This is a genomic window from Pseudomonas sp. ABFPK (assembly GCF_001586765.1).
Taxonomy (GTDB): domain Bacteria; phylum Pseudomonadota; class Gammaproteobacteria; order Pseudomonadales; family Pseudomonadaceae; genus Aquipseudomonas; species Aquipseudomonas asiatica.
Map to the genome: position 1 here is coordinate 24254 of NZ_LQXW01000022.1, position 26669 is coordinate 50922.

The following is a 26669-nucleotide window of genomic DNA, read 5'->3' on the forward strand; positions in this document are numbered from 1 at the left end:
TCGCGGCCACGCAAGCCAGCGTTCACGCCCTTTCGAACCTGACAGCCGGCACCGTCACCGGTACAATCGATCTCTTTGCCGCAACGCTTGGAGTGCAATCTCCCGTGTCAGTTCTGCGCCTACCGCAAATGTCGGCCACGGCCGGCAAACAAACCTGGGGCAATCTACCCGGTGCCGCCCTCAGCCTGGCCATCGCCGAGGCCGCCAGCAGCGCGGGCCGCTTCACTTTGCTGCTGACTGCCGACAGCCAGGCTGCCGATCGTCTGGAACAGGAACTTCGCTTCTTTGCCCCGGACCTGCCGGTGCTGCCGTTCCCTGATTGGGAAACCCTGCCCTACGACCTGTTCTCGCCGCACCAGGACATCATTTCCCAGCGCATCGCCAGCCTCTACCGCCTGCCCGAGCTGAGCCACGGCATCCTCGTGGTGCCGGTCACCACCGCCCTGCACCGCCTGGCGCCGACCCGCTTCCTGCTGGGCAGCAGCCTGGTGCTGGACGTGGGCCAGACCATCGATGTGGAGCAGATGCGCCTGCGCCTGGAGGCCAGTGGCTATCGCTGCGTCGACACCGTCTACGAGCATGGCGAGTTCGCCGTGCGCGGCGCGTTGATCGACCTGTTCCCGATGGGTAGCAAGCTGCCCTACCGTATCGACCTGTTCGATGACGAGATCGAGACGCTGCGCACCTTCGACCCCGAGACCCAGCGCTCGATCGACAAGGTGGATTCGGTGCGCCTGCTGCCGGCGCGCGAGTTCCCGATGCAGAAAGAGGAAGTGACCCGCTTCAAGGCGCGCTTCCGCGAACGCTTCGATGTCGATTTCCGCCGCAGCGCGATCTTCCAGGACCTGGCCAGCGGTATCATCCCCGCCGGCATCGAGTACTACCTGCCGCTGTTCTTCGAAGAAACCTCGACCCTGTTCGACTACCTGCCGGCCGACACCCAGGTGTTCTCGCTGCCCGGCGTGGAACAGGCCGCCGAACACTTCTGGAACGACGTGCGCGGGCGTTATGAAGACCGCCGTGGCGACCTGAGCCGGCCGCTGCTGCCGCCGGCCGAGCTGTTCCTGCCGGTGGAAGACTGCTTTGCCCGGCTCAAGCAATGGCCACGGGTAGTGGTCAGCACCGAAGACCTCGACCCGGGCGTGGGTCGCGAGCGCTTCCCGGCACGCGCCCTGCCCAACCTGGCAATCGAAGCCAAGGCCAACCAGCCCCTGGCCGAACTGGCCAACTTCCTCGACCAGTTCCCCGGCCGGGTGTTGTTCACCGCCGAATCGGCGGGCCGCCGCGAAGTGCTGCTGGAGCTGCTCGAGCGGCTGAAACTGCGCCCGCATACCGTCGACGGCTGGGCCGACTTCATCACCGGCAGCGAACGCCTGGCAATCACCATCGCCCCACTGGACGAAGGCCTGCTGCTGGACGACCCAGGCCTGGCCCTGATCGCCGAAAGCCCGCTGTTCGGCCAGCGGGTCATGCAGCGCCGGCGCCGCGACAAGCGCGGCGAAACCGCCAACGACGCGGTGATCAAGAACCTGACCGAGCTGCGCGAAGGCGCGCCGGTGGTGCACATCGACCATGGCGTGGGCCGCTACCTGGGCCTGGCCACCCTGGAAATCGACGGCCAGGCCGCCGAATTCCTCACCCTGGAATACGCCGAGGGCGCCAAGCTGTACGTGCCGGTGGCCAACCTGCACCTGATCGCTCGCTACACCGGCAGCGACGATGCCCTGGCACCGCTGCACCGGCTGGGCTCGGAGGCCTGGCAGAAGGCCAAGCGCAAGGCCGCCGAACAAGTGCGCGACGTCGCCGCCGAACTGCTCGATATCTATGCCCGCCGCGCCGCGCGCAAAGGCTATGCATTTGCCGACCCGTCCGCCGACTACGCCACCTTCAGCGCCGGCTTCCCGTTCGAGGAAACCCCGGATCAACAGGCTGCCATCGAAGCCGTGCGTGCCGACATGCTGGCGCCCAAGCCGATGGACCGCCTGGTGTGCGGCGACGTCGGCTTCGGCAAGACCGAAGTCGCCATGCGCGCAGCGTTCATCGCCGTACACAGCGGCCGCCAGGTGGCTGTGCTGGTACCCACCACCCTGCTCGCCCAGCAGCACTACAACAGCTTCCGCGACCGCTTCGCCGACTGGCCGGTGACCGTGGAGGTGATGAGCCGCTTCAAGTCGGCCAAGGAAGTGGCCAACGCCGCCGCCGATCTGGCCGAAGGCAAGATCGACATCCTCATCGGCACCCACAAGCTGCTGCAGGACGATGTACGCTTCAAGGACCTGGGCCTGGCCATCATCGACGAAGAGCACCGCTTTGGCGTGCGCCAGAAGGAACAGCTCAAGGCCCTGCGCAGCGAAGTGGACATCCTCACCCTCACCGCCACGCCGATCCCGCGTACCCTGAACATGGCGGTGGCGGGCATGCGCGACCTGTCGATCATCGCCACGCCGCCGGCGCGCCGCCTGTCGGTACGCACCTTCGTCATGGAGCAGAACAAGAGCACGGTCAAGGAGGCGCTGCTGCGCGAGCTGCTGCGCGGTGGCCAGGTGTACTACCTGCACAACGATGTGAAAACCATCGAGAAATGCGCCGCCGACCTTGCCGAACTGGTGCCAGAGGCGCGCATCGGCATCGGCCACGGGCAGATGCGCGAGCGCGAGCTGGAACAGGTGATGAGCGATTTCTACCACAAGCGCTTCAACGTGCTGGTGGCCTCGACCATCATCGAAACCGGCATCGACGTGCCCAGCGCCAACACGATCGTCATCGAGCGCGCCGACAAGTTCGGCCTGGCCCAGCTGCACCAGCTGCGCGGCCGTGTTGGCCGAAGCCACCACCAGGCCTACGCCTACCTGCTGACGCCAACCCGGCAGAAGGTCAGCGCCGACGCCGAAAAACGCCTGGAGGCGATCGCCAACACCCAGGACCTCGGTGCCGGCTTCGTGCTGGCCACCAACGACCTGGAGATTCGCGGCGCCGGCGAGCTGCTGGGCGAAGGCCAGAGCGGGCAGATCCAGGCGGTGGGCTTTACTTTGTACATGGAAATGCTCGAACGCGCGGTCAAGGCGATCCGCAAGGGTACGCAGCCCAACCTTGAGCAGCCGCTGGGCGGCGGACCGGAAATCAACCTGCGCCTGCCGGCACTGATCCCCGAGGACTACCTGCCCGACGTGCATGCACGGCTGATCCTTTACAAGCGCATTGCCTCGGCTGCCGATGAAGAAGGCCTCAAGGACCTGCAGGTGGAAATGATCGACCGCTTCGGCCTGCTGCCCGAGCCGACCAAGAACCTGATGCGCCTGACCTCGCTCAAGCTGCACGCGGAAAAGCTCGGCATCAAGAAAGTCGACGCCGGCCCCAACGGCGGCAAGATCGAGTTCGAGGCCGAGACCCCGGTCGACCCGCTGACCCTGATCAAGCTGATCCAGGGCCAGCCCAAACGCTACAAGTTCGAAGGCGCCACCCAGTTCCGTTTCCTGGTGCCCATGGAACGCCCCGACGAACGTTTCAATACCCTGGAGGCGCTGTTCGAGCGCCTGACCCCACAGCCTGCCTAAGGAAGACCCATGCGTGCCATCCGTTGCCTGACCCTGCTGCTGGCGCTGTTCGCCCCGGCCGCCTTCGCCGAAGGCCTGTATCAGGTAGAAATGATCCTGGTGCGGCAGAACAGCGTGCCCGCCTTCACCAGCCCGTTTGCCCCCGAAGACTGGAGCGCTGGCGCTCCGCGCCTGGAGAAGGACGCCGAGCGTCGCCTGGCGCTGGAAGACGAAGCCACCCGCCTGGAAGCCACCGCCGACTACACCGTGCTGCTGCACAAGGCCTGGCAGCAGCAAGTGGGCAGCGAGCCCAGCCGCATCGCCTTGGGTGAAGGCGCCGAGCAGTTCGGCCACTTCCCCATCGAAGGCAACCTGAGCATCGCCGAGGGCCGTTTCATCGCGGTCGAGGCCAATTTCTGGGTCAACCAGCTGGACGGTAACGGCAGCGTGCTGCAAAGCGAGCAGTTCAAGCAGAGCAACAGCAACGTCAAGGGCGGCCAGCTGACCTTCCTCGATGGCGGGCACCTGGCGGTGCTGCTGAAGGTGACACCACCAGGTACGCCTAAAATGCCGGTAATGGACCCGGAGATGATGGAGCAGTGATGCAATGAGCCGTGACGCTCTCCAGTTGCTGCGCGAGTACCCGAACTGGACCCAGTCGTTCACCGGCCCGGTCCTGCAACGCGGCGAGCGTTACGCCCGGGAAGACCGGGTAGAGATCGAAAGCTGCATCGGCGCGCTCGTCGAAGCCAGCTGTCGTGGCAGCGAGGGCAGCCCTTATCGGCAGAGGATCACCCTCACCGCCCTGGCTGGCCGCTGTCATGTACGCGGCCAGTGCAGCTGCCCCGTGGGGCATAACTGCAAGCATTGCGCCGCCGCGCTGTTCGTCCTTGGCGAACAACAGGCAACGATAAAAAGTCATGGTGACGCATTACCGGCCGATCTGCAGCGCTGGCTGAAAGGTCTCGAACAGCCTGCGCAGGAGCCTGCCGAAACCCAAGACAAACGTGGGCGCATGGTTTGCTACCAACTCAGGCTGACCGACGAGCCCGGCTGCGCGCTGCGGGTACGCAAAGGCACTCGCGAAGACCAGGGCGTTCGCTATAGCCGTGTGCAGTCACTCTACGATTTCCTTTACGAACCCCCGCGCTTCGTCAAGGAAGACGATATCCGCATCTTGCGCCTGCTTTCGGCGCTCAATCAGGCCGGCAGCCAGGACCGCGGCTACCAGCTCAAAGGCCGGGAAGGCGGCGAACTGTTCCAGCGCGCGCTGGATACCGGCCGCATGCTCTTTGACGAAAACAAGCCCCTGCTGCGCGAGGGCCCTACGCTTGCGGCCGAGTTTCGCTGGGTGCGGCTGGACAATGGTCACTATCGGGGCATCTGGTACCACGGTGAAACGCCGCTGAACTGCGTGATTGCGCTGCTGCCACTTTACTATTTCGATTTCACCGGCAGCGTGGTGGGCAAGCTCGAGCACAGCCTCGATCCGCATATTGCCCTGCAACTGACCATCGCTCCTGACGTTCCGGAACACCTTGTCGTGCCCCTCAGCCACAAGCTCAACGCCTTGAACCACCAACTCCCTACGCCGACCACGCTGGACGAACAACTCATTGACGACCTGCAACCCAGGCCGTACCTGACCCTGGGCAGCCTCGAATTCAGCGCCTACATGCCCAAGACCGGCCGCATGCAACGGCAGATGCAACACCGTGCCGCGCTGGCATTCGACTACGACGGCCTGCGCGCCAGCGGCAGCGACGACAAGCCGCTGACCCGCCTGGTCGGCGATACCTGCCAGCGCATCCGCCGCCAGCCCCAGGCCGAACAGGCGCTGCGCAAGGTGCTGCGCGACCTCGGTTTCAAGGCCGCCACCCGGCAGGGCAAAGCCCTGCCTGATAGCGCCGGCGAGATGCTCCAGTTGCCCGATGACGAAGCCTGGCTGCGCTTTGCCCGAGAAGGCCTGCCGCGCCTGCGCGAAGCAGGTTGGGACATCGACATCCACCGTGACTTCGCTTTCAACCTGCAGGAGGTGGATGACTGGTACGCCACCATCGACGAAGCGCCCGGCCATGAATGGTTCGACCTGGAGCTGGGCATCGTGGTCGATGGCCAGCGCCACAGCCTGCTGCCGATCGTGCTGCAGCTGCTGCGCAGCAACCCGGAACTGCTGCGCCCCAGCGAACTGGCCCGGCGCAGTGACGACGAGCACCTGCTGATCGACCTCAACCGTGGTCGCCTCGACGCCCCAGCCCTGCGCGTTGCCTTGCCCTATGGCCGTATCAAGGCAGTGATGGGCACCCTGGGCGAACTGTACCTGCACGAAGACGCCGCTGGCCCCTCCCTGCGCCTGGACCGTGCCGATGCCGCACGCCTGAATGAAATCGACAGCCTTCCTTTGCACTGGGAAGGTGGCGAGCATGTACGCGACCTGGGCCGACGCCTGCGCGATGCCCGTGACTTGCAGGTAGAACCGCCCACCGGGTTGCAGGCAAGCCTGCGCCCTTACCAGCAACAGGGCCTGAACTGGCTACAAGCGCTGCGCGAGATGGGCACCGGCGGCATCCTCGGCGACGACATGGGGCTGGGCAAGACACTGCAGGCCCTGGCACACCTGCTGCTGGAAAAACAGTCCGGCCGCCTGAGTGCTCCAGCCCTGGCGGTGATGCCGACCAGCCTGGTGCCCAACTGGCTGGACGAAGCCCAGCGCTTCGCCCCCGGGCTGCGCGTGCTGGCCCTGCAAGGCCCGGGGCGCAGCAAGCATTTCGCCAAATTGCACGAATACGACCTGGTCCTGACCACCTATGCCCTGGTGCCGCGCGACCTCGAGCACCTGCGCGCCCAGGCCTGGCATGTGCTGGTGCTGGACGAGGCGCAGAACATCAAGAGCAGCACCAGCAAGGCCGCCCTCGCGGTTTGCGAGCTGCGGGCCAATCAGCGCGTCTGCCTGACCGGCACGCCAATGGAAAACAACCTGGGCGAGCTGTGGTCGATTTTCCACTTCCTCATGCCTGGCTGGCTGGGTGACCTGAAGCGCTTCAACCAGGACTACCGCACACCGATCGAGCGCCACGGCGACAGCGAGCGCATGGCCCACCTGGCCAGCCGCATCCGCCCGTTCCTGCTGCGCCGCACCAAGGAGCAAGTGGCCACCGAGCTGCCGGCCAAGACCGAGATGGTGCACTGGGTCGAGCTTAGCGATGCCCAGCGTGACACCTACGAGGCCGTACGGGTGGCCATGGACAAGAAAGTCCGCGATGAAATCGCCCGCAATGGCGCCGCGCGCAGTCAGATCGTCATCCTCGACGCCCTGCTCAAGTTGCGTCAGGTGTGCTGCGACCTGCGCCTGGTCAAAGGGGTGGAAAGCAAAGGCAACCAGGCCGACAAGGGCAAACTGGGCGCGCTGCTGGAAATGCTCGAAGAGTTGCTGAGCGAAGGGCGCCGGGTGCTGTTGTTCTCGCAGTTCACCTCGATGCTGGCGTTGATCGAGCAGGAACTGGAGAAGCGCAAGATCCGCTACAGCCTGCTGACCGGCGACACCCGCGACCGGCGCACGCCGGTGCAGCAGTTCCAGCAGGGTGACAGCGAAGTGTTCCTGATCAGCCTCAAGGCGGGTGGCGTGGGCTTGAACCTGACGGCTGCGGACACGGTGATCCACTTCGACCCCTGGTGGAACCCGGCCAGCGAAAACCAGGCTACCGACCGCGCCTACCGCATCGGCCAGGACAAGCCGGTATTCGTGTTCAAGCTGATCACCCGGGGAACGGTGGAAGAAAAGATCCAGCTGTTGCAGCAGGAGAAGGCCGCGCTGGCGGCGAGCCTGCTGGATGGCGGGCAGGCCGGGCAATGGCGGCTGGGGGATGAAGAGATCGAAGCGCTGTTTGCGCCGCTGCCCGGGAAGCGCGGGCGGTAGCCCAGAATCCTTCGCTGCCTGTACCGGCCCCTTCGCGGGTAAACCCCCACAGGGAGATCAGTGCCCTCAAGGGCGGTGCCGTACCTGTGGGAGCGGGCGTGCCCGCGAAGGGGCCGGCGCGGTCAATCGACCAACTGCGCCTCTCGCAACGCCCCCAACGCCTCCAGCCACCGCGGCTGCTGGCGATAGTCAGTGCGCGCAAAACTGAAGCCTCGCATCCGAGCAAGGCGCGGCGATGGCTTGACTTTCAAGCGCTGCGCAGCCAGCAGAGCGAGCTCTGCCGAAGCCCGGTCATTACATACCAGGCCCACGTCACATCCCGCACCGAAAGCAGCCTCGACGCGACCAGCAACATCTCCGACCACCTGGGCACCGGCCATGGACAGATCATCACTGAAAATCACGCCATCGAAGCCAAGCTCCCCCCTGAGAATGTCCTGAAGCCAGCGCCTCGAAAAACCGGCGGGCTTACTATCGACCTGGGGATAGATCACATGTGCAGGCATCACTGCCGACAGCTGGCGTGCCAATCGGGTAAATGGCACCAGGTCCGTCTTGCGCAGTTCATCCAGGCTGCGATCATCTACGGGAATGGCCACATGCGAATCGGCCTCAGCCCAGCCATGCCCAGGAAAATGCTTGCCGCATGCTGCCATGCCCGCTGCAGTCATGCCACGGATGAACGCCCCACCCAGCTGAGTGACACGCTCAGGATCACCATCGAAGGCACGTGCACCAATGACCGCACTGCGCCCATGATCCAGATCGAGCACTGGAGCAAAACTCAAATCCAGCCCGATCGCCAGCACCTCGGTTGCCATCAACCAGCCACAATGCCCGGCCAATCGCTCGGCATCATCGCTCTGGGCGATCTGCCGCATGGATGGCAACCTGACGAACCCTTCACGCAAGCGTTGCACCCGCCCACCTTCCTGATCGACCGCAATGATCAGGTCAGGGCGCAAAGCACGTACCGAAGCGCACAGCTCCCGCACCTGACGCGGGTGGGCAATATTACGAGCAAAGATGATCAAACCAGCTACTTCAGGCTGGACCAATAACCGACGATCCTCAGGCGTCAGCCCTGTGCCTTCGATATCGACCATCAAGGCCCCCTGCATACAAACTATCATTACAAAATCCTCTAATCGAATATCAGAAACCCATTACGGGCGAAGCGGAGAAATCTCCGCTTTGCCCGAGTCTCTGGAATGCGTGCTGCCTGGTACACCGGGGCACATTTCCCGGTGTACTCACGCAATACGCACATCGAAAACGCAGGATCCTGTCTCGGACCAAGCAGGGTGGAGCCTCGTCAGTCGACCAGTTGAGCGTCCTTCAACGCGGACAATGCCTGCTGCCAACGAGGCTGCTGACGATAGTCAGTCCGCGCAAACCCTTGCCCGCGCATGCCTGCGATGCGTGGCGAAGGTTTTACCTTCATGCGTTGTGCCGCACTCAGTGCCAGCTCCGCCGCCGCCCGATCATTGCAAACCAGCCCCATATCACAACCGGCGCTCAGTGCTGCTTCGATGCGGCTCGCCGCATCCCCGACAACATGTGCGCCGGCCATCGACAAATCGTCACTGAAGATCACCCCGTCAAAACCCAGCTCGCCACGCAGGATGTCCTGCAACCAGCGCCGCGAGAAGCCAGCCGGCTGGTTGTCGACCTGCGGGTAGATGACATGCGCCGGCATCACTGCCGCCAATTGCCCGCTCAGGCGGGTGAACGGCACCAGGTCGGCCTGGCGCAGCTGTTCGAGGCTGCGTTCATCGGTCGGGATGGCCACATGCGAGTCCGCTTCGGCCCAGCCATGCCCCGGGAAGTGCTTGCCACAAGCCGCCATGCCCGCCGCATTCATGCCACGGATGAACGCCCCGGCCAGTTGCGTGGCACGCAGCGGGTCACCCTCGAAGGCGCGGCTGCCCACCACGGCGCTGCGCTGGTGGTCCAGGTCGAGTACCGGGGCAAAGCTGAGGTCCAGGCCAACCGCCAGCACCTCGGTCGCCATCAACCAACCGCACTGCTCGGCCAGGTACTCGGCGTTGTCATTGTCGGCCAGCGCTCGCATGGCCGGCAGGCGCACAAAGCCCTGGCGCAGGCGCTGCACCCGGCCGCCCTCCTGGTCCACCGCCAGGATCAGGTCGGGCCGGATGGCACGGATCGACGCGCACAGTTCACGCACCTGGCGCGGGCTGTCGATGTTGCGGGCAAAAATGATCAGGCCAGCCACTTCAGGTTGGCGCAGCAGGTGACGGTCTTCGGCGGTCAGCCATTTACCGGCGATATCCACCATCAGGGAGCCTTGCAGGCTGACAGTCATGGGTAATCCTTCATTGAAGACTGAGAGAAGCCCACTGGGGGCAGGCGGCCTGCTCGATGCGCACCGGGCAATGAGCCGGCACCTGCTCGAACAGGCTTAGCAAATCGGTATTGCGCAGGCGTATGCATCCATGGGACAGCGCTACGCCCAAGGGTTCCGTATCCGGGGTGCCGTGCAGGTAGATATAACGGCGGAAGGTGTCGACCGCACCCAGGCGGTTGACACCCGGCTCGCAGCCACTAAGCCAGAGGATGCGGGTGAGGATCCAGTCCCGGCCGGGGTATTGCGCATGCAAGGCCGGCGACCACACCTCGCCGGTCCAGCGCCGCCCGGCCAATACCGCATTCAGCGGCAAGCCCGCGCCGATCTTCGCTCGCACCTGGTGCAAGCCACACGGCGTGCAACCCGAGCCGTTGCGCTCGCCGGCGCCGTTGCGCGCCGTTGAAACCGGCAGGCGTACGCGCAGCTGGCCATCGGCAAAACCATAAAGGCGCTGATCGGCGAGGGAAATGTGCAGGAAGTCGAGGTCAGGCATGGGCGCTAGCTTAGCCGAAGCGCCCTGCCCCGCCCAGCCTTCAGGCCTTGGCGGTGGTGGCGCCTGCGCTGGTCTTGGTGCGCGGGCGCAGCTGCGCGGCGGCCATGGCGTCGTCGGTTACACCGCTATCGGCACGCATGCCCGCAGCCAGGAACGGCACCATCAGGCGCATTACCTGCTCGATCGAGGTATTGATGCCGAAATCGGTTTCGGCAATCGCCCGCAGGGCCTTGATACCAGACATGCTGAAGGCGGCAGCACCAAGCATGAAGTGCACGCGCCAGAACAGCTCCAGCGGCGGAATGCGCGGCGCGGCCTCGTTGACCAGCAGCATGTAGCGGCGGAACACCTTGCCGTACATGTCTTCCAGGTAACGCCGCAGGTGGCCCTGGCTCTGGCTGAAGGCCAGGCCCAGCAGGCGCATGAAGATCGACAGGTCGTTGTTGCTGCGCGGCTGCACGGCCAAAGCCTGCTCGACCAGCATTTCCAGCAGCTCCTCGAGGCTCGGCTTGTGCTCAGGCTTGGCCTGGCGCCGCTCCAGCTCACGTTCGAGGCTGGCGCAGAACGGCCCGAGGAAACGCGAGAACACTGCCTGGATCAGGGCCTTCTTGGAACCGAAATGATAGTTGACTGCCGCCAGGTTGACCCCGGCCTTGCTGGTAATCAGCCGCAACGAGGTTTCTGCGAACCCCCTTTCCGCGAACAGCTGCTCGGCAGCATCGAGAATGCGTTCAACGGTTTCCGATTGGGCCATGACTACTCCGACTACTCCGCCAGACAAACAGGTGTTTGAAACATACGTTTCAGCCCTGCTTCTGTCAAGGCTCGGTGACCGGCCGGTCGCCATTTAAAAGCGCCAGGAGGGCGGCTGCAAGCGCCATTGCTGCTGTTTATTGCAGGTTTTGGCTTGCAGCGCATCCAGTACTGTATATAATCCCAGTCACTGTACAAAAAGACAGAGCGCTCACCATGTTGAAACTGACGCCACGCCAAGCCGAAATTCTCGCGTTCATCAAGCGTTGCCTGGAAGACAACGGCTTCCCGCCGACGCGCGCCGAGATTGCTCAGGAGCTGGGCTTCAAGTCGCCCAACGCCGCCGAGGAACACCTCAAGGCCCTCGCCCGCAAGGGCGCGATCGAGATGACCCCGGGCGCCTCCCGTGGTATTCGCATCCCCGGCCTGGAAGCCAAGGCCGAAGAAAGCGGCCTGCCAATCATCGGCCGGGTTGCCGCCGGCGCGCCGATCCTTGCCGAACAGCACATCGAGCAATCCTGCAACATCAACCCCGACTTCTTCCACCCCCAGGCCGACTATCTGCTGCGCGTACACGGCATGAGCATGAAGGACGTCGGCATCTTCGATGGCGACCTGCTGGCGGTACACACCTGCCGCGAAGCCCGCAATGGCCAGATCGTCGTGGCCCGCATCGGCGACGAAGTCACCGTCAAGCGCTTCAAGCGCGAAGGCAGCAAGGTGTGGCTGCTTGCCGAAAACCCCGAATTCGCCCCCATCGAAGTCGACCTGAAAGAACAGGAGCTGGTGATCGAGGGCTTGAGCGTCGGCGTCATTCGCCGCTGATCCAGGAGGCGTCATGCAGCAGTTCATTCACGTACCCGAGCAAGCTCAGTTGCCATTGTTCGAAGCATTCCTCGCCCAGCCCGTACTGCCTGGCCTGAAAACCAGCGAAGTGGCGCGCAAGAGCAGCCAGCCCGAGCTGTTCAGCGAACTGTCGCTGCGCGGAGCCCCCGGGCATTGCCAAAGCCTGCTGGCACCCGTGCTGCGCGAACTGAGCGAAGAGGACGAGACCCGCTGGCTGACCCTGATCGCCCCGCCGTCAAGCCTGACCCAGGCCTGGCTGCGCGATGCCGGGCTCAACCGTGAACGCATCCTGCTGCTGCAACCTCGTGGCAATCAAAGCCCGCTTCAACTGGCCTGCGAAGCCTTGCGTCTGGGCCGCAGCCACACCGTCGTCAGCTGGCTGGGCAATGTCAACGCCACTGCGCGCCAGCAATTGCTGCGCGCTGCCAGTGCCGGAAACGCACAAAGCCTGAACATCCGCCTCGGCTGATGTTCAGGCTTTGCCTGTCACTGCATGAAACCTGATGCCCTGCTGCACGTCAGTGCAGCACTCGCGGCCCTTCATCACGCTCAAGCTCGCCATCCATCAGGCGACCGGCCATCTGTACGCCCACGCTGAGCATGGCCTTGGCCACTTCCACATGCTGACCCTGCAGGAACGCCTTGGCGTCTTCCGAGAAATCCAGGGTTACCAGAGAGCCCTCATCCTCGGCGCGACGCAGTTCGATGCGGCCATCAGGCAACTCGACAATTTCCAGAAACGACGTAGACATAAATGGCAGTTCTCCGCGAAAGGCCAGCATTGTACCAGCCGTAGCAGCTATCAGCACTCACTCAACGCGTCACGGAAACGTCTCACCAGGCCTTTGAGGTCGCTGCGCCAGCTTTCCAGTTCGGCATGCGACAGCGCCGGATGCTCGGGCTCATCGAGATTGACCGCCTGGATCAATGGCTGGGTAACGTCGGTTTTCGGCGTTTTTTTCGCGACCGGTGGTCGGAACAAATCGGCATAAGCACCAAGCATTTGTGCCAGCCAGGTTTCGCGCTGGCGGGCCAGCTCCAACAGCTCGGCCACTTCCGGGATGGCGATACCGTTCAGGGCGTCGTCAGCCAGTGCCTGCTCGACAGTTGCAACAACTGGCAGGCGGTAGAAGCCACCAATTTCATGACACAGGCCCAACAATGCGCCGTAGAGATGGAACAGCGCCGACTCGCGTTCGGCCTGGACCAGGCCCTGGGCATTCATGGCCTGGCTTTGTTCGGCCTTGGCCATGGACTCCAGGGCGAGGCCGGCAAAGAACAGTTTCTGATTGGTGCGGGTGTAGAGTTCCTGGGCCATTTCAGTGACCTCCCTAAGGCTGCAAAGCGGATAGCTGCATCATAAATGATTGGGGCCGCTTTGCGCCCCTTCGCAGGCTTGCCCCGCCTGACCGGTTAACGCGGTCAGCTGTAGGAGCGGCCTTGTGTCGCGAAAGGGCTGCAAAGCAGCCCCAGCAATTTGTGCATCTGCGCTGAAATCCTGGGGCTGCTTTGCAGCCCTTTCGCGACACAAGGCCGCTCCTACAAGGGCGCGCGCAGGTCAGAGACTGATGAAGAATCAGCGCTTGTCTTCAACCTTCCACGCATTGCCGTCGTAGAACGCCTTCCAGCCGGTCGGCTTGCCATCAACCTCGGACTGCACATACTGCTCCTTGGTCTTGCGGCTGTAGCGGATAACTGCAGGGCGGCCTTCCGGGTCTTTCTGCGGCGCATCGCACAGGAAGTGGTACTTCGGATCAATCTCGTGTTTGTGTGGAACGATTTCCAGCACCAGCGGTGCGCGGGTTTCGCGGTTCTTGGGGAACTGGCTGGCTGCCAGGAACAGCCCCGAAGCGCCATCACGCAGCACGTAGGTATCGTCGACCTTCTCGCACTTGAGCTCCGGCATGTCAACCTTGTCCATCTTCGGTGGTGCCGCCTCGCCGCTCTTGAGCAGTTTGCGGGTGTTCTTGCACGCCGGGTTGGTGCAACCGAAGAACTTGCCGAAGCGGCCAGTCTTCAACTGCATCTCGCTGCCACACTTGTCGCACTCCAGGCTCGGCCCTTCATAACCCTTGATGCGGTAGTTGCCTTCCTCGATCTCGTAGCCGGCGCAATCCGGGTTGTTACCGCAGATGTGCAGCTTGTGCTTCTCGTCCAGCAGGTAGGCATCCATCGCCGTGGCGCAGATCGGGCAGCGGTGCTTGCCCAGCAACACGCGGGATTCCGATTCGCCCTCGTCGTCGGCGGCAATCTCGTCGCCCGGCACCAGGTTGACGGTGGCCTTGCAGCGCTCTTTCGGCGGCAGGCTGTAGCCCGAGCAACCGAGGAACACGCCGGTGGAGGCGGTGCGAATCATCATCGGCCGGCCACATTCCTTGCACGGAATGTTGGTCATGGTCGGTTGGTTGGCGCGCATGCCGTCTTCGTTGGACTCGGCAGTCTGCAGTTTCTTGCTGAAGTCGCCGTAGAACTCGTCGAGCACGTTCTTCCAGTCACGCTCGCCCTGGGCCACGTCGTCGAGGTTCTCTTCCATGTCGGCGGTAAAGCCGTAGTCCATCAGGTTGGAGAAGCTTTCGGACAGGCGCTCGGTGACGATGTCGCCCATCTTCTCGGAATAGAAGCGGCGGTTGTGCAGAGTCACATAGCCACGGTCCTGAATGGTCGAAATGATCGCCGCATAGGTCGACGGGCGACCGATGCCGCGCTTTTCCATTTCCTTGACCAGGCTAGCTTCGGTGAAGCGCGCCGGTGGCTTGGTGAAGTGCTGGCTCGGGTCAATCTGGATCAGCTTCAGCGCTTCGCCCTGGACCATTTCCGGCAACACGTCGTCTTCGCCAGGCTTGCTCTGTTGCGGCAGCACACGGGTGTAACCGTCGAACTTGAGGATACGGCCCTTGGCACGCAACTCGAAGTCGCCTGCAGCCACGGTGACGCTGGTGGACAGGTATTGCGCCGGCGGCATCTGGCAGGCCAGGAACTGGCGCCAGATCAGCTCATACAGGCGCTCGGCGTCACGCTCCATGCCACTGAGCTTGCTCGGGTGGGTGTTCACGTCGGAAGGACGAATCGCTTCGTGCGCCTCCTGGGCGCCTTCCTTGCTGCCGTACACCAGCGGTGCCTCGGGCAGGTACTGCTTGCCGAACTCGCGCTCGATGTAGCTGCGCGCCATGTCCAGGGCGTCGGCCGACAGGTTGGTGGAGTCGGTACGCATGTAGGTGATGTAGCCGGCTTCGTACAAGCGCTGGGCCATCATCATGGTTTTCTTCACACCGAAGCCCAGGCGGTTGCTGGCGGCCTGCTGCAAGGTGGAGGTAATGAACGGTGCCGACGGCTTGCTGCTGGTCGGGCGGTCTTCGCGCTTGACCACGCTGTAGCTGGAAGCCTTGAGCTTCTCCAGCGCGGCCATGGCCTGGGCTTCGTTCAGCGGTTTGAAGGCCTCACCCTTCTCGCGGGCCACTTCGAAACGCACCTTGGCGTTCTTGGCGGTGCCGAGGTCGGCGTGGATTTCCCAGTACTCTTCCGGGATGAACGCGCGGATTTCACGCTCGCGCTCCACCACCAGCTTCACCGCCACCGACTGTACACGGCCGGCGGACAGGCCACGGGCGATCTTGGCCCACAGCAGCGGCGAAACCATGTAGCCGACCACGCGGTCGAGGAAACGCCGCGCCTGCTGCGCGTTGACCCGGTCGATATCCAGCTCGCCCGGCTGCGAGAAGGCTTCCTGGATGGCCTTCTTGGTGATTTCGTTGAACACCACGCGCTTGTAGCGGGTGTCGTCGCCGCCGATGGCCTCGCGCAGGTGCCAGGCAATGGCTTCCCCTTCGCGGTCCAAGTCGGTTGCGAGATAGATGGTGTCGGCGTCCTTCGCCAGGCGGCGCAGCTCTTCGATCACCTTTTCCTTGCCAGGCAGGATCTCGTACTTGGCCTTCCAGCCGTGGTCGGGGTCGACGCCCATGCGTGCCACCAGCTGGCGGCGGGCCTTTTCCTTCGGCGACAGGGCCGGAGCCTCACCCGCGGCCTTGCCACGCTTGGCGGCTGGCTCTTTGCTGGCGCTGGCCGAACCGCTGGTGGGGAGGTCTCGGATATGGCCGATACTCGACTTCACCACGTACTGGTTGCCCAGGTACTTGTTGATGGTCTTGGCCTTGGCCGGGGATTCCACAATGACCAGCGATTTGCCCATGGATCGGAGTATTCCTGAATCTGAAGATGAAAAACGCGTCAGGTGCCAGACGCGGCACCGCTATATATAGTGGCAAAAGTGTGAGGTCAAGTTCGGACTATCACTCGTGCGACTTGCCCAGCAACCCGGGCAGCCCCTCTTCGGCCTTGACCAAAGCAAAGCGTGGCACCTGCTCGCCGTCAACCTCGACGGACTCCTGGAACATCGAAAGTGGCCGTACCCAGAAGCTGTAATCACCATACAGGCATTGGTAGAACACCATCCACTCTTCGCTCTCGGAGTGCCGCGCAACACTGAAGACACGGTACTCAGGCCCTTTGTAATGCCGGTATACGCCTGGTTGTATCTGCATGTTGCCCACCCTCTTGAATAAAACCTGTAAAAAACAAAACCGGGGCACAAGGCCCCGGTCGCTGTCCCGCTACGCGATCAGACGCGTTCGAAGACAGTGGTGATACCTTGGCCGAGGCCGACACACATGGTCGCCACCCCCAGGGTACCGCCATTCTGCTTCATGACGTTGAGCAGGGTGCCGGAAATCCGTGCCCCGGAGCAACCGAACGGGTGGCCCAAGGCAATGGCGCCGCCGTGCAGGTTAACCTTCTCATCCATCTTGTCGAGTACTTTCAAGTCTTTGAGCACTGGCAGGGCCTGTGCAGCGAAGGCTTCGTTGAGCTCGATGAAGTCGATGTCGGCCATGGTCAGGCCAGCACGCTTGAGGGCTTTCTGGGTCGACGGCACCGGGCCGTAGCCCATGATTGCCGGGTCGACACCAGCTACCGCCATGGAACGGATGACCGCCAATGGCTGGATACCCAGGTCCATGGCGCGCTGGCCGGACATGACGATCATGCACGATGCACCGTCGGTGATCTGCGACGAGGTACCGGCAGTGACGGTACCGCCTTTCGGGTTGAACGCCGGCTTCAGCGATGCCAGGCCTTCGAGGGTGGTTTCCGGGCGAATGGTTTCGTCGAAATCGAACACCTTCAGGAAGCCGTTCTCGTCGTAGCCCTGCATCGGGATGATTTCATCCTTGAACTTGCCTTCTACCGTGGCCTTGTGGGCCAGCTGGTGCGAACGCAGGCCGAACAGGTCCTGCTGCTCACGGGTGATGCCGTGCATCTTGCCGAGCATTTCCGCGGTCAGGCCCATCATCCCGGAAGCCTTGGCAGCATGCAAGGACAGGTGCGGGTTGGGGTCGACGCCATGCATCATGCTGACGTGGCCCATGTGCTCCACGCCACCGACCACGAATACATCACCGTTGCCGGTCATGATCGCCTGGGCTGCGGTGTGCAGCGCGCTCATCGACGAGCCGCACAGGCGGCTGACGGTCTGCGCCGCGGAGGTGTGCGGGATCTGGGTCATCAGCGAGGCCATGCGGGCGATGTTCCAGCCCTGCTCGAGGGTCTGGTTGACGCAGCCCCAGATCACGTCCTCGACTTCTTTCGGGTCGACCTTGTCGTTGCGTTCCAGCAGCTTGCTGATCAGGTGCGCCGACATGTCTTCGGCGCGGGTATTGCGGTGCATGCCACCCTTGGAGCGGCCCATCGGCGTGCGACCGAAGTCGACAATCACCACGTCTCTTGGATTCAGGCTCATATCAAATCTCTCGCTCTAGCTCGTTGACCGCTCAGTTGAAGAAGCGCTGGCCGTTCTTGGCCATTTCACGCAGCTTGGCGGTCGGGTGGTACAGCGGCCCCAGGTCGGCATACTGATCGGCCAGGGCAACGAATTCGGCCACACCGATCGAGTCGATGTAGCGCAGCGCACCACCGCGGAAGGGAGGGAAGCCAATGCCGTAGACCAGGCCCATGTCGGCTTCGGCGGCGGTTTCGACGATGCCGTCTTCCAGGCAGCGCACGGTCTCCAGGCACAGCGGGACCATCATCCAGTTGATGATGTCTTCGTCGGTGACTTCACGCTGCTCGTAGACGATCGGCTTGAGCACGTCGAGCACGGTGGCGTCGGCGACCTTCTTCGGCTTGCCGCGCTTGTCGGTTTCGTAGGCGTAGAAGCCCTTGCCGTTCTTCTGGCCCAGGCGGTTGGCCTCGTACAGTGCGTCAACGGCCGAGCGGCGCTCGTCCTTCATGCGGTCCGGGAACCCTTCGGCCATCACGTCGCGGCCGTGGTGGCCGGTGTCGATGCCGACCACGTCCATCAGGTACGCCGGCCCCATCGGCCAGCCGAACTTCTCCATGACCTTGTCGATACGCACGAAGTCGACACCGGCACTCACCAGCTTGGCGAAGCCGCCGAAGTACGGGAACAGCACGCGGTTGACCAGGAAGCCCGGGCAGTCGTTGACCACGATCGGGTTCTTGCCCATTTTCTTGGCGTAGGCCACGGTGGTGGCAACCGCCACTTCACTGGACTTCTCGCCACGGATGACTTCCACCAGCGGCATCATGTGCACCGGGTTGAAGAAGTGCATGCCGACGAAGTTTTCCGGGCGCTTGAGCGCCTTGGCCAGCAGGTTGATGGAAATGGTCGAGGTGTTGGAAGCGAGGATCGCATCGTCCTTCACCTGGGCTTCCACTTCAGCCAGCACGGCCTGCTTGACTTTCGGGTTCTCGACCACGGCCTCGACGACGATGTCGACATTGGCGAAGTCGCCATAGGACAGGGTCGGGCGAATGGCGTTGAGTGCCTCGGCCATCTTGGCCGGGGTCAGGCGGCCCTTCTCGACGCGGTTGCCGAGCAGCTTGGAGGCCTCGTTCAGGCCCAGCTGGATGGCCTCCTCGCGGATGTCCTTCATCAGGATCGGGGTGCCCTTGACCGCCGACTGGTAGGCGATGCCGCCACCCATGATGCCGGCGCCGAGCACGGCGGCCTGCTTCACGTCGTGGGCGATTTCGTCATGCGCCTTGGCCTTGCGCTTGAGTTCCTGGTCGTTGAGGAACAGGCCGATCAGGCTTTCGGCAACCGAGGTCTTGGCCAGCTTGGCGAAGCCTGCGGCTTCGACTTCCAGGGCCTTGTCACGACCGAAGTTGGCAGCCTTCTGGATGGTCTTGATGGCTTCGACCGGGGCTGGGTAGTTAGGGCCGGCCTGGCCGGCGACGAAGCCCTTGGCAGTCTCGAAGGCCATCATCTGCTCGATGGCGTTGAGCTTGAGCTTTTCCAGCTTGGGCTGGCGCTTGGCCTTGTAGTCCAGCTCGCCACTGATGGCGCGTTTGACCAGGTCAAGGGCACCGGCCATCAGCAGTTCAGGCGCGACCACGGCGTCGACGGCACCCACTTTCAGGGCGTCCTCGGCACGGTTTTCCTTGCCGGCGGCGATCCATTCGATGGCGTTGTCCGAACCGATCAGGCGCGGCAGGCGCACGGTGCCGCCGAAGCCCGGGTAGATACCCAGCTTGACTTCCGGCAGGCCGATCTTGGCGCTGGTGGACATGACCCGGTAGTCGGCGGCCAGGCACATTTCCAGGCCGCCGCCCAGGGCGATGCCGTTGATGGCGGCGACGGTCGGCACTTCGAGGTCTTCGAAGGCGTTGAAAATGCGGTTGGCTTCCAGGTTGCCGGCGACCAGTTCGGCCTCGGGCAGCTTGAAGTTGTCGACGAACTCGGTGATGTCGGCGCCGACGATGAACACGTCCTTGCCACTGCTGACGATCACGCCCTTGACCGAGGCGTCGGCCTTGATGGCATCGACGGCCTGGCGCAGTTCGTTCAGGGTCAGGCGGTTGAACTTGTTGACGGACTCACCCTTGAGGTCGAACTTGAGCTCGACGATGCCACTTTCAAGAGCCTTAACCGTGATGGCTTTACCTTCGTAAATCATCAACTGATCTCCACGATATGGAAGCTGAACTGTACACGCCGATCGCTGCGGCAAAAGCAGGCCTAGCTGCCCTGCCCCAGGCACACCCGTCAGCGCGCTAGTCGGAAGTATGGCTTGGCGTCATGACATACAAACGCTCAATTCATACGCCCGTTTGATTTGGGTGTGCACACATTCTCCGAAAAGATCGGCGTTGTCAAATGCTCGCGAGCAAGGTGAAAACACGACTTTCCGGTCATTCTGTAGCGTCCCGGTACAAAACATGATGACAGTGATTGCTGACCATTCATGTCGGCGATTGACCATGAACCGCAGAAGAATGCTGCAGCTTTTGCCTTGCGCGGCGGTCTCCAACGGCTACACTGGCACTTGCTTGAATGCATACCCGGCCTGCCTGGCCTTTTCTGCGCAGCAGAACGCAAAGCGGCGACTTGGCACCCCACCCCTTCAGGGGTCGGCCAAGCCGCCGCTTTGTCGTTTAACGCCGTCAGGAGATGCGCCGTGCCTGTAGGAGCAGCCTTGCGCTGCGAAAGGGTCGACACATCCAGCCATCTGTATCAGGCATACAGGCCTCTTCGCAGCACAAGGCTGCTCCTACAGGCGTCACCAGTGAAGCAGAGGCTGGAGTTCAGGCCAGGGTTTCGAGGACGTGGGCAATATCCTGCAACACAGCGGTATCACCCCGTTCGGTCCAGTACAGCGCGATCATCCGGGCATCGGCCTCGACCTTGTAGACACTCGCCGGCAAGCGTGCCAAGGCCTCCATGAAGCGTGGGTCCTCGCAGGGTTCACGCCACTGGTTCCACCACACCCCCGGGGTGATCTGCCAGAAGCAGAAGCTGTCCTCATGCCCGCGGCGACGGGCCCGGTGGTATTGCGGGCACGGGCTTGGCGGCTCCTTTTCCAGCCAGTGCGGCCACTGCTGCGGCGCCAGCTGCATGGCCAAACCCATGCGCCGAGCCTCCAGGCGCAGCTTCATCTGCTCGCTCTGCTTGCGCGAGGTGCGCAGCCAGGAAAGCGGGCTGAGAATCAGCGCGAGGATTGACACCACCAGCAATACCGTCATATCAGTAGTTCCCATAAAACGTTGCAAATGAGCTGGTTAGCCATTTTTCACGGAAGACCCGCCCGAAAGCGACCATACTTCTTCTATCGCGATTGTCAGGAGTTCCGCTCATGTCCTACGAACATCTTCTGGTCGCCGTCGACCTGACCGAAGAATGCGACCCGGTGATCAAGCGCGCCATGGCGCTGGCCGCGCCGTCGAATGCCAAGGTTTCGCTGGTACACATCGTCGAGCCGATGGCCATGGCGTTCGGCGGCGACGTGCCGATGGACCTGTCGCAGCTGCAACAGCAGCAGTTCGACCAGGCCAAGGAACGCATGGACCGCCTGTTCAACAAATACCCGGACATCCACCGCGGCGACTCGCACCTGACCTATGGCCAGCCCCGCCAGGAGATTCACCAACTGGCCAAGGACCAGAAGTGCGACCTGATCGTGGTCGGCAGCCATGGCCGTCATGGCCTGGCGTTGCTGCTGGGGTCCACGGCCAATGACGTGCTGCATGGGGCGCCCTGCGATGTACTGGCGGTGCGCTTGCAGAAGAAGGAATGATTCAACCGGTGCCGGCCCTTTCGCGGGTGAACCCGCTCCCACAGGTACTGCACCGTGCTCAACAGCGGTGCGGTCCTTGTGGGAGCGGGTTCACCCGCGAAGAGGCCGGGCCAGGCTAACGCCGATCAGCCTTCCAGCTCGGCCCAGCGCTCCACCAGCACATCCAGCTCACCCTGCAGCTTCTCGATCTTCGCCAGCACTGCCGACGTTTCCGCAATCGGCCGCTGATAGAAGCCCGCCGCATTCACTTCTTCCTGGGCCTCGGCCATGCGCTGCTCCAGCTCGTCGATCTGCCCCGGCAGCATTTCCAGCTCACGTTGCAGCTTGTAGCTGAGCTTCTTCTTCGAACCATCAGCCACCACTGCAACCTGCGCAGGCGCCGGCTTGGCCTCTACCTTCTCCACCACCGCGCTGTTGAGCTCGGACTTGCCGCCCTTGCTCTCGGTCACGCCCAGCAGCTTCGGTGAGCCCCCTTGGCGAATCCAGTCCTCGTAACCACCGACGTATTCACGCACCTTGCCCTCGCCTTCGAACACCAGGGTGCTGGTGACGACGTTGTCGAGGAAGGCCCGGTCGTGGCTGACCATCAGCACGGTGCCCTTGTAGTTGGACAGCACCTCCTCGAGCAGCTCGAGGGTTTCCACGTCCAGGTCGTTTGTCGGCTCGTCAAGCACCAGCAGGTTGGCCGGCTTGCTGAACAGCTTGGCCAGCAACAGCCGTGCCCGCTCGCCACCCGAGAGCGCCTTGACCGGCGTACGGGCACGCTGAGGGCTGAACAGGAAATCGCCCAGGTAGCTCAGCACATGGCGGTTCTGGCCGTCGATCTCGATGAAGTCCCGGCCTTCGGCCAGGTTGTCGATAACGGTCTTTTCCAGGTCGAGCTGGTGGCGCATCTGGTCGAAATAGGCCACTTCCAGCTTGGTGCCGCGCTCGACCTTGCCTGCGGTCGGCTCCAGGTCACCGAGCATCAGCTTTAGCAACGTGGTCTTGCCGGTACCATTCGCGCCCAGCAGGCCGATGCGGTCCTCACGCTGCAGGACCATGGAGAAGTCCTTGACCAGCACAGGCCCTTCCGGGTGATGGAAGCTGACGTTCTCCAGCACCATTACCTGCTTGCCGGACTTTTCCGCCGCCTCGATCTGGATGTTGGCCTTGCCCTGGCGCTCGCGGCGCTCGCTGCGCTCCACGCGCAGGGCCTTCAGTGCGCGTACGCGGCCTTCGTTGCGGGTACGGCGGGCCTTGATGCCCTGGCGAATCCATACCTCTTCCTGGGCCAGACGCTTGTCGAACAACGCGTTGGCGGTTTCCTCGGCGGCCAGCGCGGCCTCCTTGTGCACCAGGAAGCTGGCATAGTCGCCGTTCCAGTCGATCAGGCCGCCGCGGTCCAGTTCCAGGATGCGGGTGGCCAGGTTCTGCAGGAACGAACGGTCGTGGGTGATGAACAATACCGCGCCATTGAAGCCGCGCAGGGCCTCTTCGAGCCAGGCGATGGCACCGATGTCCAGGTGGTTGGTCGGCTCGTCGAGCAGCAGCAGGTCGGGCTCCGACACCAGCGCCTGGGCCAGCAGCACGCGGCGGCGCCAGCCACCGGACAGTTCGGCCAGGGTCTTGTCGGCCGGCAGCTGCAGGCGGCTGAGGGTGCTTTCCACCACCTGCTGCAGGCGCCAGCCGTCACGGGCTTCCAGCTCGTGCTGGACGTGCATGAGTTTTTCCAGGTCTTCATCACCCTGGATGTTCAGGCTCAGGTGATGGAACTGCGCCAGCAGATCGCCCACACCATCCAGGCCTGCGGCCACCACGTCGAACACCGTGCGCTCGTCGGCCACCGGCAGCTCCTGCGGCAGCTCGCCGATCTTCAGGCCCGGGGCACGCCAGATTTCGCCGTCGTCGCCCTTCTGCTCGCCCTTGACCAGGCGCAGCATGCTCGACTTGCCGGTGCCGTTGCGGCCGATGATGCACACCCGCTCGCCACGAGCGATCTGCCAGGACACTTTGTCCAGCAGCGGCATGGCGCCGAATGCGAGGGACACATCGCTGAATTTGAGCAGGGTCATGTTGGTCTCCATAAATCGGGCGCGCATTCTACCTGACTTGGCCCTCGACGGCATCCGCCTGGCCATCCGGCAAGGGCTTTGCGACATCTGGTCGAACTTAATATCCCGATACAAGCACAGTGCTTTCACCCGCCGCCGGCAAACAGCTAAGCTAAGGCAATAGCTTCCAACAGTGCTGGCTCCGCCGTCACTTCCCCATGGTTCAACTGCCCGGACGTATCATGCGCAGCCGCCTGTTACATATTGCATCCTGCCTGCTGCTCACCGCCGCCACCTGCGCGGCGCAGGCCGCCGATCTTACCCTGCAACGCCAGTACTATGACGAGGCCAAGCGCGCGCTGGCCAAAGGCGACAAAGGCCCCTATCTGCGCTATGCCCAGGCCCTCAGCGACTACCCGCTGACGCCCTACCTGGCCTACGACGAACTCACCGCCCGCCTGAAAACCGCGAGCAATCAGGAAATCGAAGGCTTCCTTGCCAAGCATGGCGACCTGCCCCAGGCCAACTGGATGAAACTGCGCTGGTTGCGCTGGCTGGCCGAACGCGGCGAATGGAACACTTTCGTCAAGTACTACGACCCCAAGCTCAACTTCACCGAACTGGACTGCCTCAACGGCCAGTACCAGCTCAGCCACGGCCTGCGCGCCGAGGGTTTTGCCACGGCCGACAAACTGTGGAACGTCGGCAAGTCGCAGCCGGCTACCTGCGACACACTGTTCGGCATGTGGGCGGCCGAGGGCCAACTGACCGAGGCCAAGCGCTGGCAACGCACCAAGCTGGCGGCCCAGGCGCGCAACTACGGCCTGGCCAACAACCTGGTCAAGACCCTGACCACCCTCGCGCCGCAGGGGCGCCTGCTGGTAGAGGTGGCGCAGAAACCCGAGCTGCTCAACCAGCCGTCGCGCTTCACCCCGGCCAACGAAGCCATGTCCGACGTGGTCAGCCTCGGCCTGCGCCGCCTTGCCCGACAGGACCCGGAGCGGGCCATGGCGCTGCTCGACGACTACGCCCAGCGCATGCACTTTTCACGCGACGAGAAGGTGGCCATCGCCCGCGAAATCGGCCTGACCCTGGCGCGCCGCTACGACCCGCGCGCGCTCGACCTGATGACCCGTTACGACCCCGAGCTGCGTGACAACACCGTCAGCGAATGGCGCCTGCGCCTGCTGCTGCGCCTGGGCCGCTGGGAAGACGCCTACGAGCTGACCCGCCGCCTGCCCCAGGACCTGGCCAACAGCAGCCGCTGGAAGTACTGGCAGGCGCGCAGCCTGGAGCTGGCACAGCCGAACAACCCACAGATCCCGCTGCTGTACAAGACCGTGGCGCGCGAGCGTGACTTCTACGGTTTCCTCGCTGCCGACCGGGCACAAACCCCTTACCAGCTGAACAACAAGCCGCTGGTGCTCAGCCCACAGCTGGTCAACAAAGTCCGCAACACCCCGGGCATCCGCCGTGCCCTGGAGTTCCACGCCCGTGGCCAGATCGTCGAAGGTCGCCGCGAGTGGTACCACGTCAGCCGCCACTTCAGCCGCGACGAAATGGTCGCCCAGGCGCGCCTGGGCTACGACCTGCGCTGGTACTTCCCGGCCATTCGCACCATCAGCCAGGCGCAGTACTGGGACGACCTGGACATCCGCTTCCCGATGGCCCACCGCGACACCCTGGTGCGCGAGGCCAAGGTCCGCGGCCTGCATTCAAGCTGGGTATTCGCCATTACCCGCCAGGAAAGTGCGTTCATGGAGGATGCCCGTTCCCCGGTCGGTGCCAGCGGCCTGATGCAGTTGATGCCGGCCACGGCCAAGGAAACCGCGCGCAAGTTCAGTATCCCGCTGGCATCACCGGCGCAGGTGCTCAACCCGGACAAGAACATCCAGCTGGGTGCGGCCTACCTGAGCCAGGTGCACAGCCAGTTCAACGGCAACCGGGTACTCGCTTCGGCAGCCTACAACGCCGGGCCCGGGCGCGTGCGGCAGTGGCTCAAAGGCGCCAAGCACCTGAGCTTCGATGTGTGGGTGGAGTCGATCCCGTTCGACGAAACGCGCCAGTATGTGCAGAACGTACTGTCGTATTCGGTGATCTATGGGCAGAAGCTGAACTCGCCGCAGCCGCTGGTGGATTGGCATGAGCGGTATTTCGATGACATGTGATTACTGGTGAGCCTGCGCCGGCCTCTTCGCGGGTAAACCCGCTCCCACAGATATTTCACCGGTCCTGAATGCGGTGCAGTATCTGTGGGAGCGGGTTTACCCGCGAAGAGGCCGGCACAGGCAACACAGCTACTCCAGGATTTCGACCTGCATCCCTACCTCCAACCACCCACTGCCATCCACCGCCAGGTTCTGCCCGAACAGCACATCCCCCTCCTTCTCACGGAAGGTCCTGAGCGTGGCCATCGGCTCGCGGTCCTCGCTGCGCTCGCCGGTAACCGGGTCGATGGTGGTAAAGATGCAGCGCACACTGGGCTTGAGCACGCGAAACTCCAGGCTGCCGATACGAATCCGCTTCCAGCCATCTTCGGCAAACGGTTCAGCCCCCTGCACCACCAGGTTGGGCCGAAAGCGCAGCATCTCTATGGGCCGTCCGATACGCCGGTCGAGTTCGTCCAGCGAACCCTGACCGATCAGCAATAAAGGGAAACCGTCCGGGAACGCCGCCCGGTCACTGTTGAAGCCATAGCCATTGGGCAAGTAACGCGCGCGCTGCTCCGGGCAATGCACCAGGCGCACGGCCTTGCCCAGCAGCTGGCTCAGCCAGGCCGCCGCCGCATCGCCCGCATCCGGCACACGCAAGGTATCGCGCCAGATGGTCACGCAGCGCAGGGCGTCATCGGCAGGTGGCACAGGTACCCGCAAGGGAGTTTGCCCAGGTGATTCCAGCAGCAACTGGCCGCTGTCATCATCACTTGCCTTGATCTGGCCTAGATGAGGCCAGGCGCGCTGGGTAAGGAAGCGTCCATTTTCTTCCTCCACCACCATCCAGCGCCGGTCGCCCTGCAACCCCAGCAACCCTACCGCTGAAGCCTGCAGGCGTTGCGCCTGCCCGGACTTCACCGGGTACCGATACAGCTCACTAAGAAACATCCCTGCCGCCTCGCGTCATGCCAAAACGCCAAGCTTATA

General features: G+C 63.4%; 20 protein-coding genes. 7 read left to right on the forward strand and 13 right to left on the reverse strand.

All coding sequences use genetic code 11. From position 1 onward, the window contains the following. Positions 1-104: 104 nt before the first annotated feature. Genes mfd through WM94_RS15155 form a run of 3 tightly spaced genes read left to right on the forward strand, consistent with a single transcriptional unit; the run spans position 105 to position 7449 of the window. A complete protein-coding gene (gene mfd, locus WM94_RS15145) occupies positions 105-3554 on the forward strand; it encodes a transcription-repair coupling factor (protein ID WP_015269538.1) in 3450 nt (1149 codons plus the stop codon). Between the two features lie 9 nt (positions 3555-3563). Further along, positions 3564-4136 carry a CsiV family protein gene (locus WM94_RS15150; RefSeq protein WP_039614135.1) on the forward strand — a complete coding sequence of 191 codons (573 nt, stop codon included), beginning with the start codon at positions 3564-3566 and terminating at the stop codon, positions 4134-4136. 4 nt (positions 4137-4140) lie between these two features. After that, a complete protein-coding gene (locus WM94_RS15155; RefSeq protein ID WP_082810583.1) occupies positions 4141-7449 on the forward strand; it encodes a DEAD/DEAH box helicase in 3309 nt (1102 codons plus the stop codon). A gap of 122 nt (positions 7450-7571) precedes the next feature. Here the strand turns inward: WM94_RS15155 and nagZ (WM94_RS15160) are convergent, their stop codons facing one another. The 4 genes from nagZ (WM94_RS15160) to WM94_RS15175 all read right to left on the reverse strand — a co-directional run bounded on the left by nagZ (WM94_RS15160) (position 7572) and on the right by WM94_RS15175 (position 11064). Beyond that, positions 7572-8570, reverse strand: coding sequence for a beta-N-acetylhexosaminidase (gene nagZ, locus WM94_RS15160; RefSeq protein WP_177342395.1), 999 nt, complete (start codon positions 8568-8570; stop codon positions 7572-7574). 194 nt (positions 8571-8764) lie between these two features. Continuing rightward, positions 8765-9763 (reverse strand): beta-N-acetylhexosaminidase, encoded by a 999-nt coding sequence (nagZ, locus tag WM94_RS15165; protein ID WP_177328668.1) that lies wholly within the window; start codon positions 9761-9763, stop codon positions 8765-8767. A 22-nt stretch (positions 9764-9785) separates the two neighbouring features. Further along, on the reverse strand, positions 9786-10310 hold the full coding sequence (locus tag WM94_RS15170; protein ID WP_039614132.1) for a L,D-transpeptidase: 525 nt from the start codon (positions 10308-10310) through the stop codon (positions 9786-9788). 40 nt (positions 10311-10350) lie between these two features. Beyond that, positions 10351-11064 carry a TetR/AcrR family transcriptional regulator gene (locus tag WM94_RS15175; protein ID WP_013971718.1) on the reverse strand — a complete coding sequence of 238 codons (714 nt, stop codon included), beginning with the start codon at positions 11062-11064 and terminating at the stop codon, positions 10351-10353. Positions 11065-11279: 215 nt separating this feature from the next. On the opposite strand from WM94_RS15175, the gene lexA reads away from it, so the two are divergent. Together lexA and sulA are read left to right on the forward strand one after the other, a co-directional pair. Continuing rightward, entirely contained in the window at positions 11280-11888 is a 609-nt protein-coding gene (gene lexA, locus WM94_RS15180; RefSeq protein WP_004376420.1) for a transcriptional repressor LexA, read from the forward strand. A gap of 13 nt (positions 11889-11901) precedes the next feature. Further along, entirely contained in the window at positions 11902-12378 is a 477-nt protein-coding gene (gene sulA / locus WM94_RS15185) for an SOS-induced cell division inhibitor SulA (RefSeq protein WP_061551569.1), read from the forward strand. Positions 12379-12427: 49 nt separating this feature from the next. On the opposite strand, the gene WM94_RS15190 is transcribed toward sulA, so the two are convergent. The 7 genes from WM94_RS15190 to WM94_RS15220 form a co-directional block, all read right to left on the reverse strand. Continuing rightward, positions 12428-12661, reverse strand: coding sequence for a hypothetical protein (locus WM94_RS15190; protein ID WP_004376430.1), 234 nt, complete (start codon positions 12659-12661; stop codon positions 12428-12430). A gap of 50 nt (positions 12662-12711) precedes the next feature. Next, positions 12712-13227, reverse strand: a complete 516-nt coding sequence (locus WM94_RS15195; RefSeq protein ID WP_004376432.1) for a DUF6586 family protein — start codon at positions 13225-13227, stop codon at positions 12712-12714. A 258-nt stretch (positions 13228-13485) separates the two neighbouring features. Beyond that, a complete protein-coding gene (topA, locus tag WM94_RS15200; protein ID WP_013971714.1) occupies positions 13486-16095 on the reverse strand; it encodes a type I DNA topoisomerase in 2610 nt (869 codons plus the stop codon). A 100-nt stretch (positions 16096-16195) separates the two neighbouring features. Further along, complete coding sequence (locus WM94_RS15205; RefSeq protein ID WP_023661154.1) at positions 16196-16447, reverse strand: DUF1653 domain-containing protein; 252 nt, start codon at positions 16445-16447, stop codon at positions 16196-16198. A gap of 77 nt (positions 16448-16524) precedes the next feature. Then, positions 16525-17700: an acetyl-CoA C-acyltransferase FadA gene (gene fadA / locus WM94_RS15210; RefSeq protein WP_013971712.1), complete on the reverse strand. Its 1176-nt coding sequence runs from the start codon at positions 17698-17700 to the stop codon at positions 16525-16527. 31 nt (positions 17701-17731) lie between these two features. Beyond that, a complete protein-coding gene (fadB, locus tag WM94_RS15215) occupies positions 17732-19879 on the reverse strand; it encodes a fatty acid oxidation complex subunit alpha FadB (protein ID WP_061551570.1) in 2148 nt (715 codons plus the stop codon). A gap of 628 nt (positions 19880-20507) precedes the next feature. Then, positions 20508-20945, reverse strand: coding sequence for a hypothetical protein (locus WM94_RS15220; protein ID WP_061551571.1), 438 nt, complete (start codon positions 20943-20945; stop codon positions 20508-20510). Between the two features lie 110 nt (positions 20946-21055). On the opposite strand from WM94_RS15220, the gene WM94_RS15225 reads away from it, so the two are divergent. After that, positions 21056-21496, forward strand: a complete 441-nt coding sequence (locus tag WM94_RS15225; protein ID WP_013971709.1) for a universal stress protein — start codon at positions 21056-21058, stop codon at positions 21494-21496. Positions 21497-21621: 125 nt separating this feature from the next. Here the strand turns inward: WM94_RS15225 and WM94_RS15230 are convergent, their stop codons facing one another. Next, a complete protein-coding gene (locus tag WM94_RS15230) occupies positions 21622-23550 on the reverse strand; it encodes an ATP-binding cassette domain-containing protein (RefSeq protein ID WP_024086579.1) in 1929 nt (642 codons plus the stop codon). 221 nt (positions 23551-23771) lie between these two features. Here WM94_RS15230 and WM94_RS15235 point away from each other — a divergent pair, with 221 nt between their 5' ends. Further along, positions 23772-25697 (forward strand): transglycosylase SLT domain-containing protein, encoded by a 1926-nt coding sequence (locus WM94_RS15235; RefSeq protein ID WP_061302839.1) that lies wholly within the window; start codon positions 23772-23774, stop codon positions 25695-25697. A 129-nt stretch (positions 25698-25826) separates the two neighbouring features. Here WM94_RS15235 and WM94_RS15240 read toward each other — a convergent pair whose 3' ends face one another. Beyond that, positions 25827-26630, reverse strand: coding sequence for an MOSC domain-containing protein (locus WM94_RS15240; protein ID WP_061551572.1), 804 nt, complete (start codon positions 26628-26630; stop codon positions 25827-25829). Between the last annotated feature and the right edge of the window lie 39 nt (positions 26631-26669).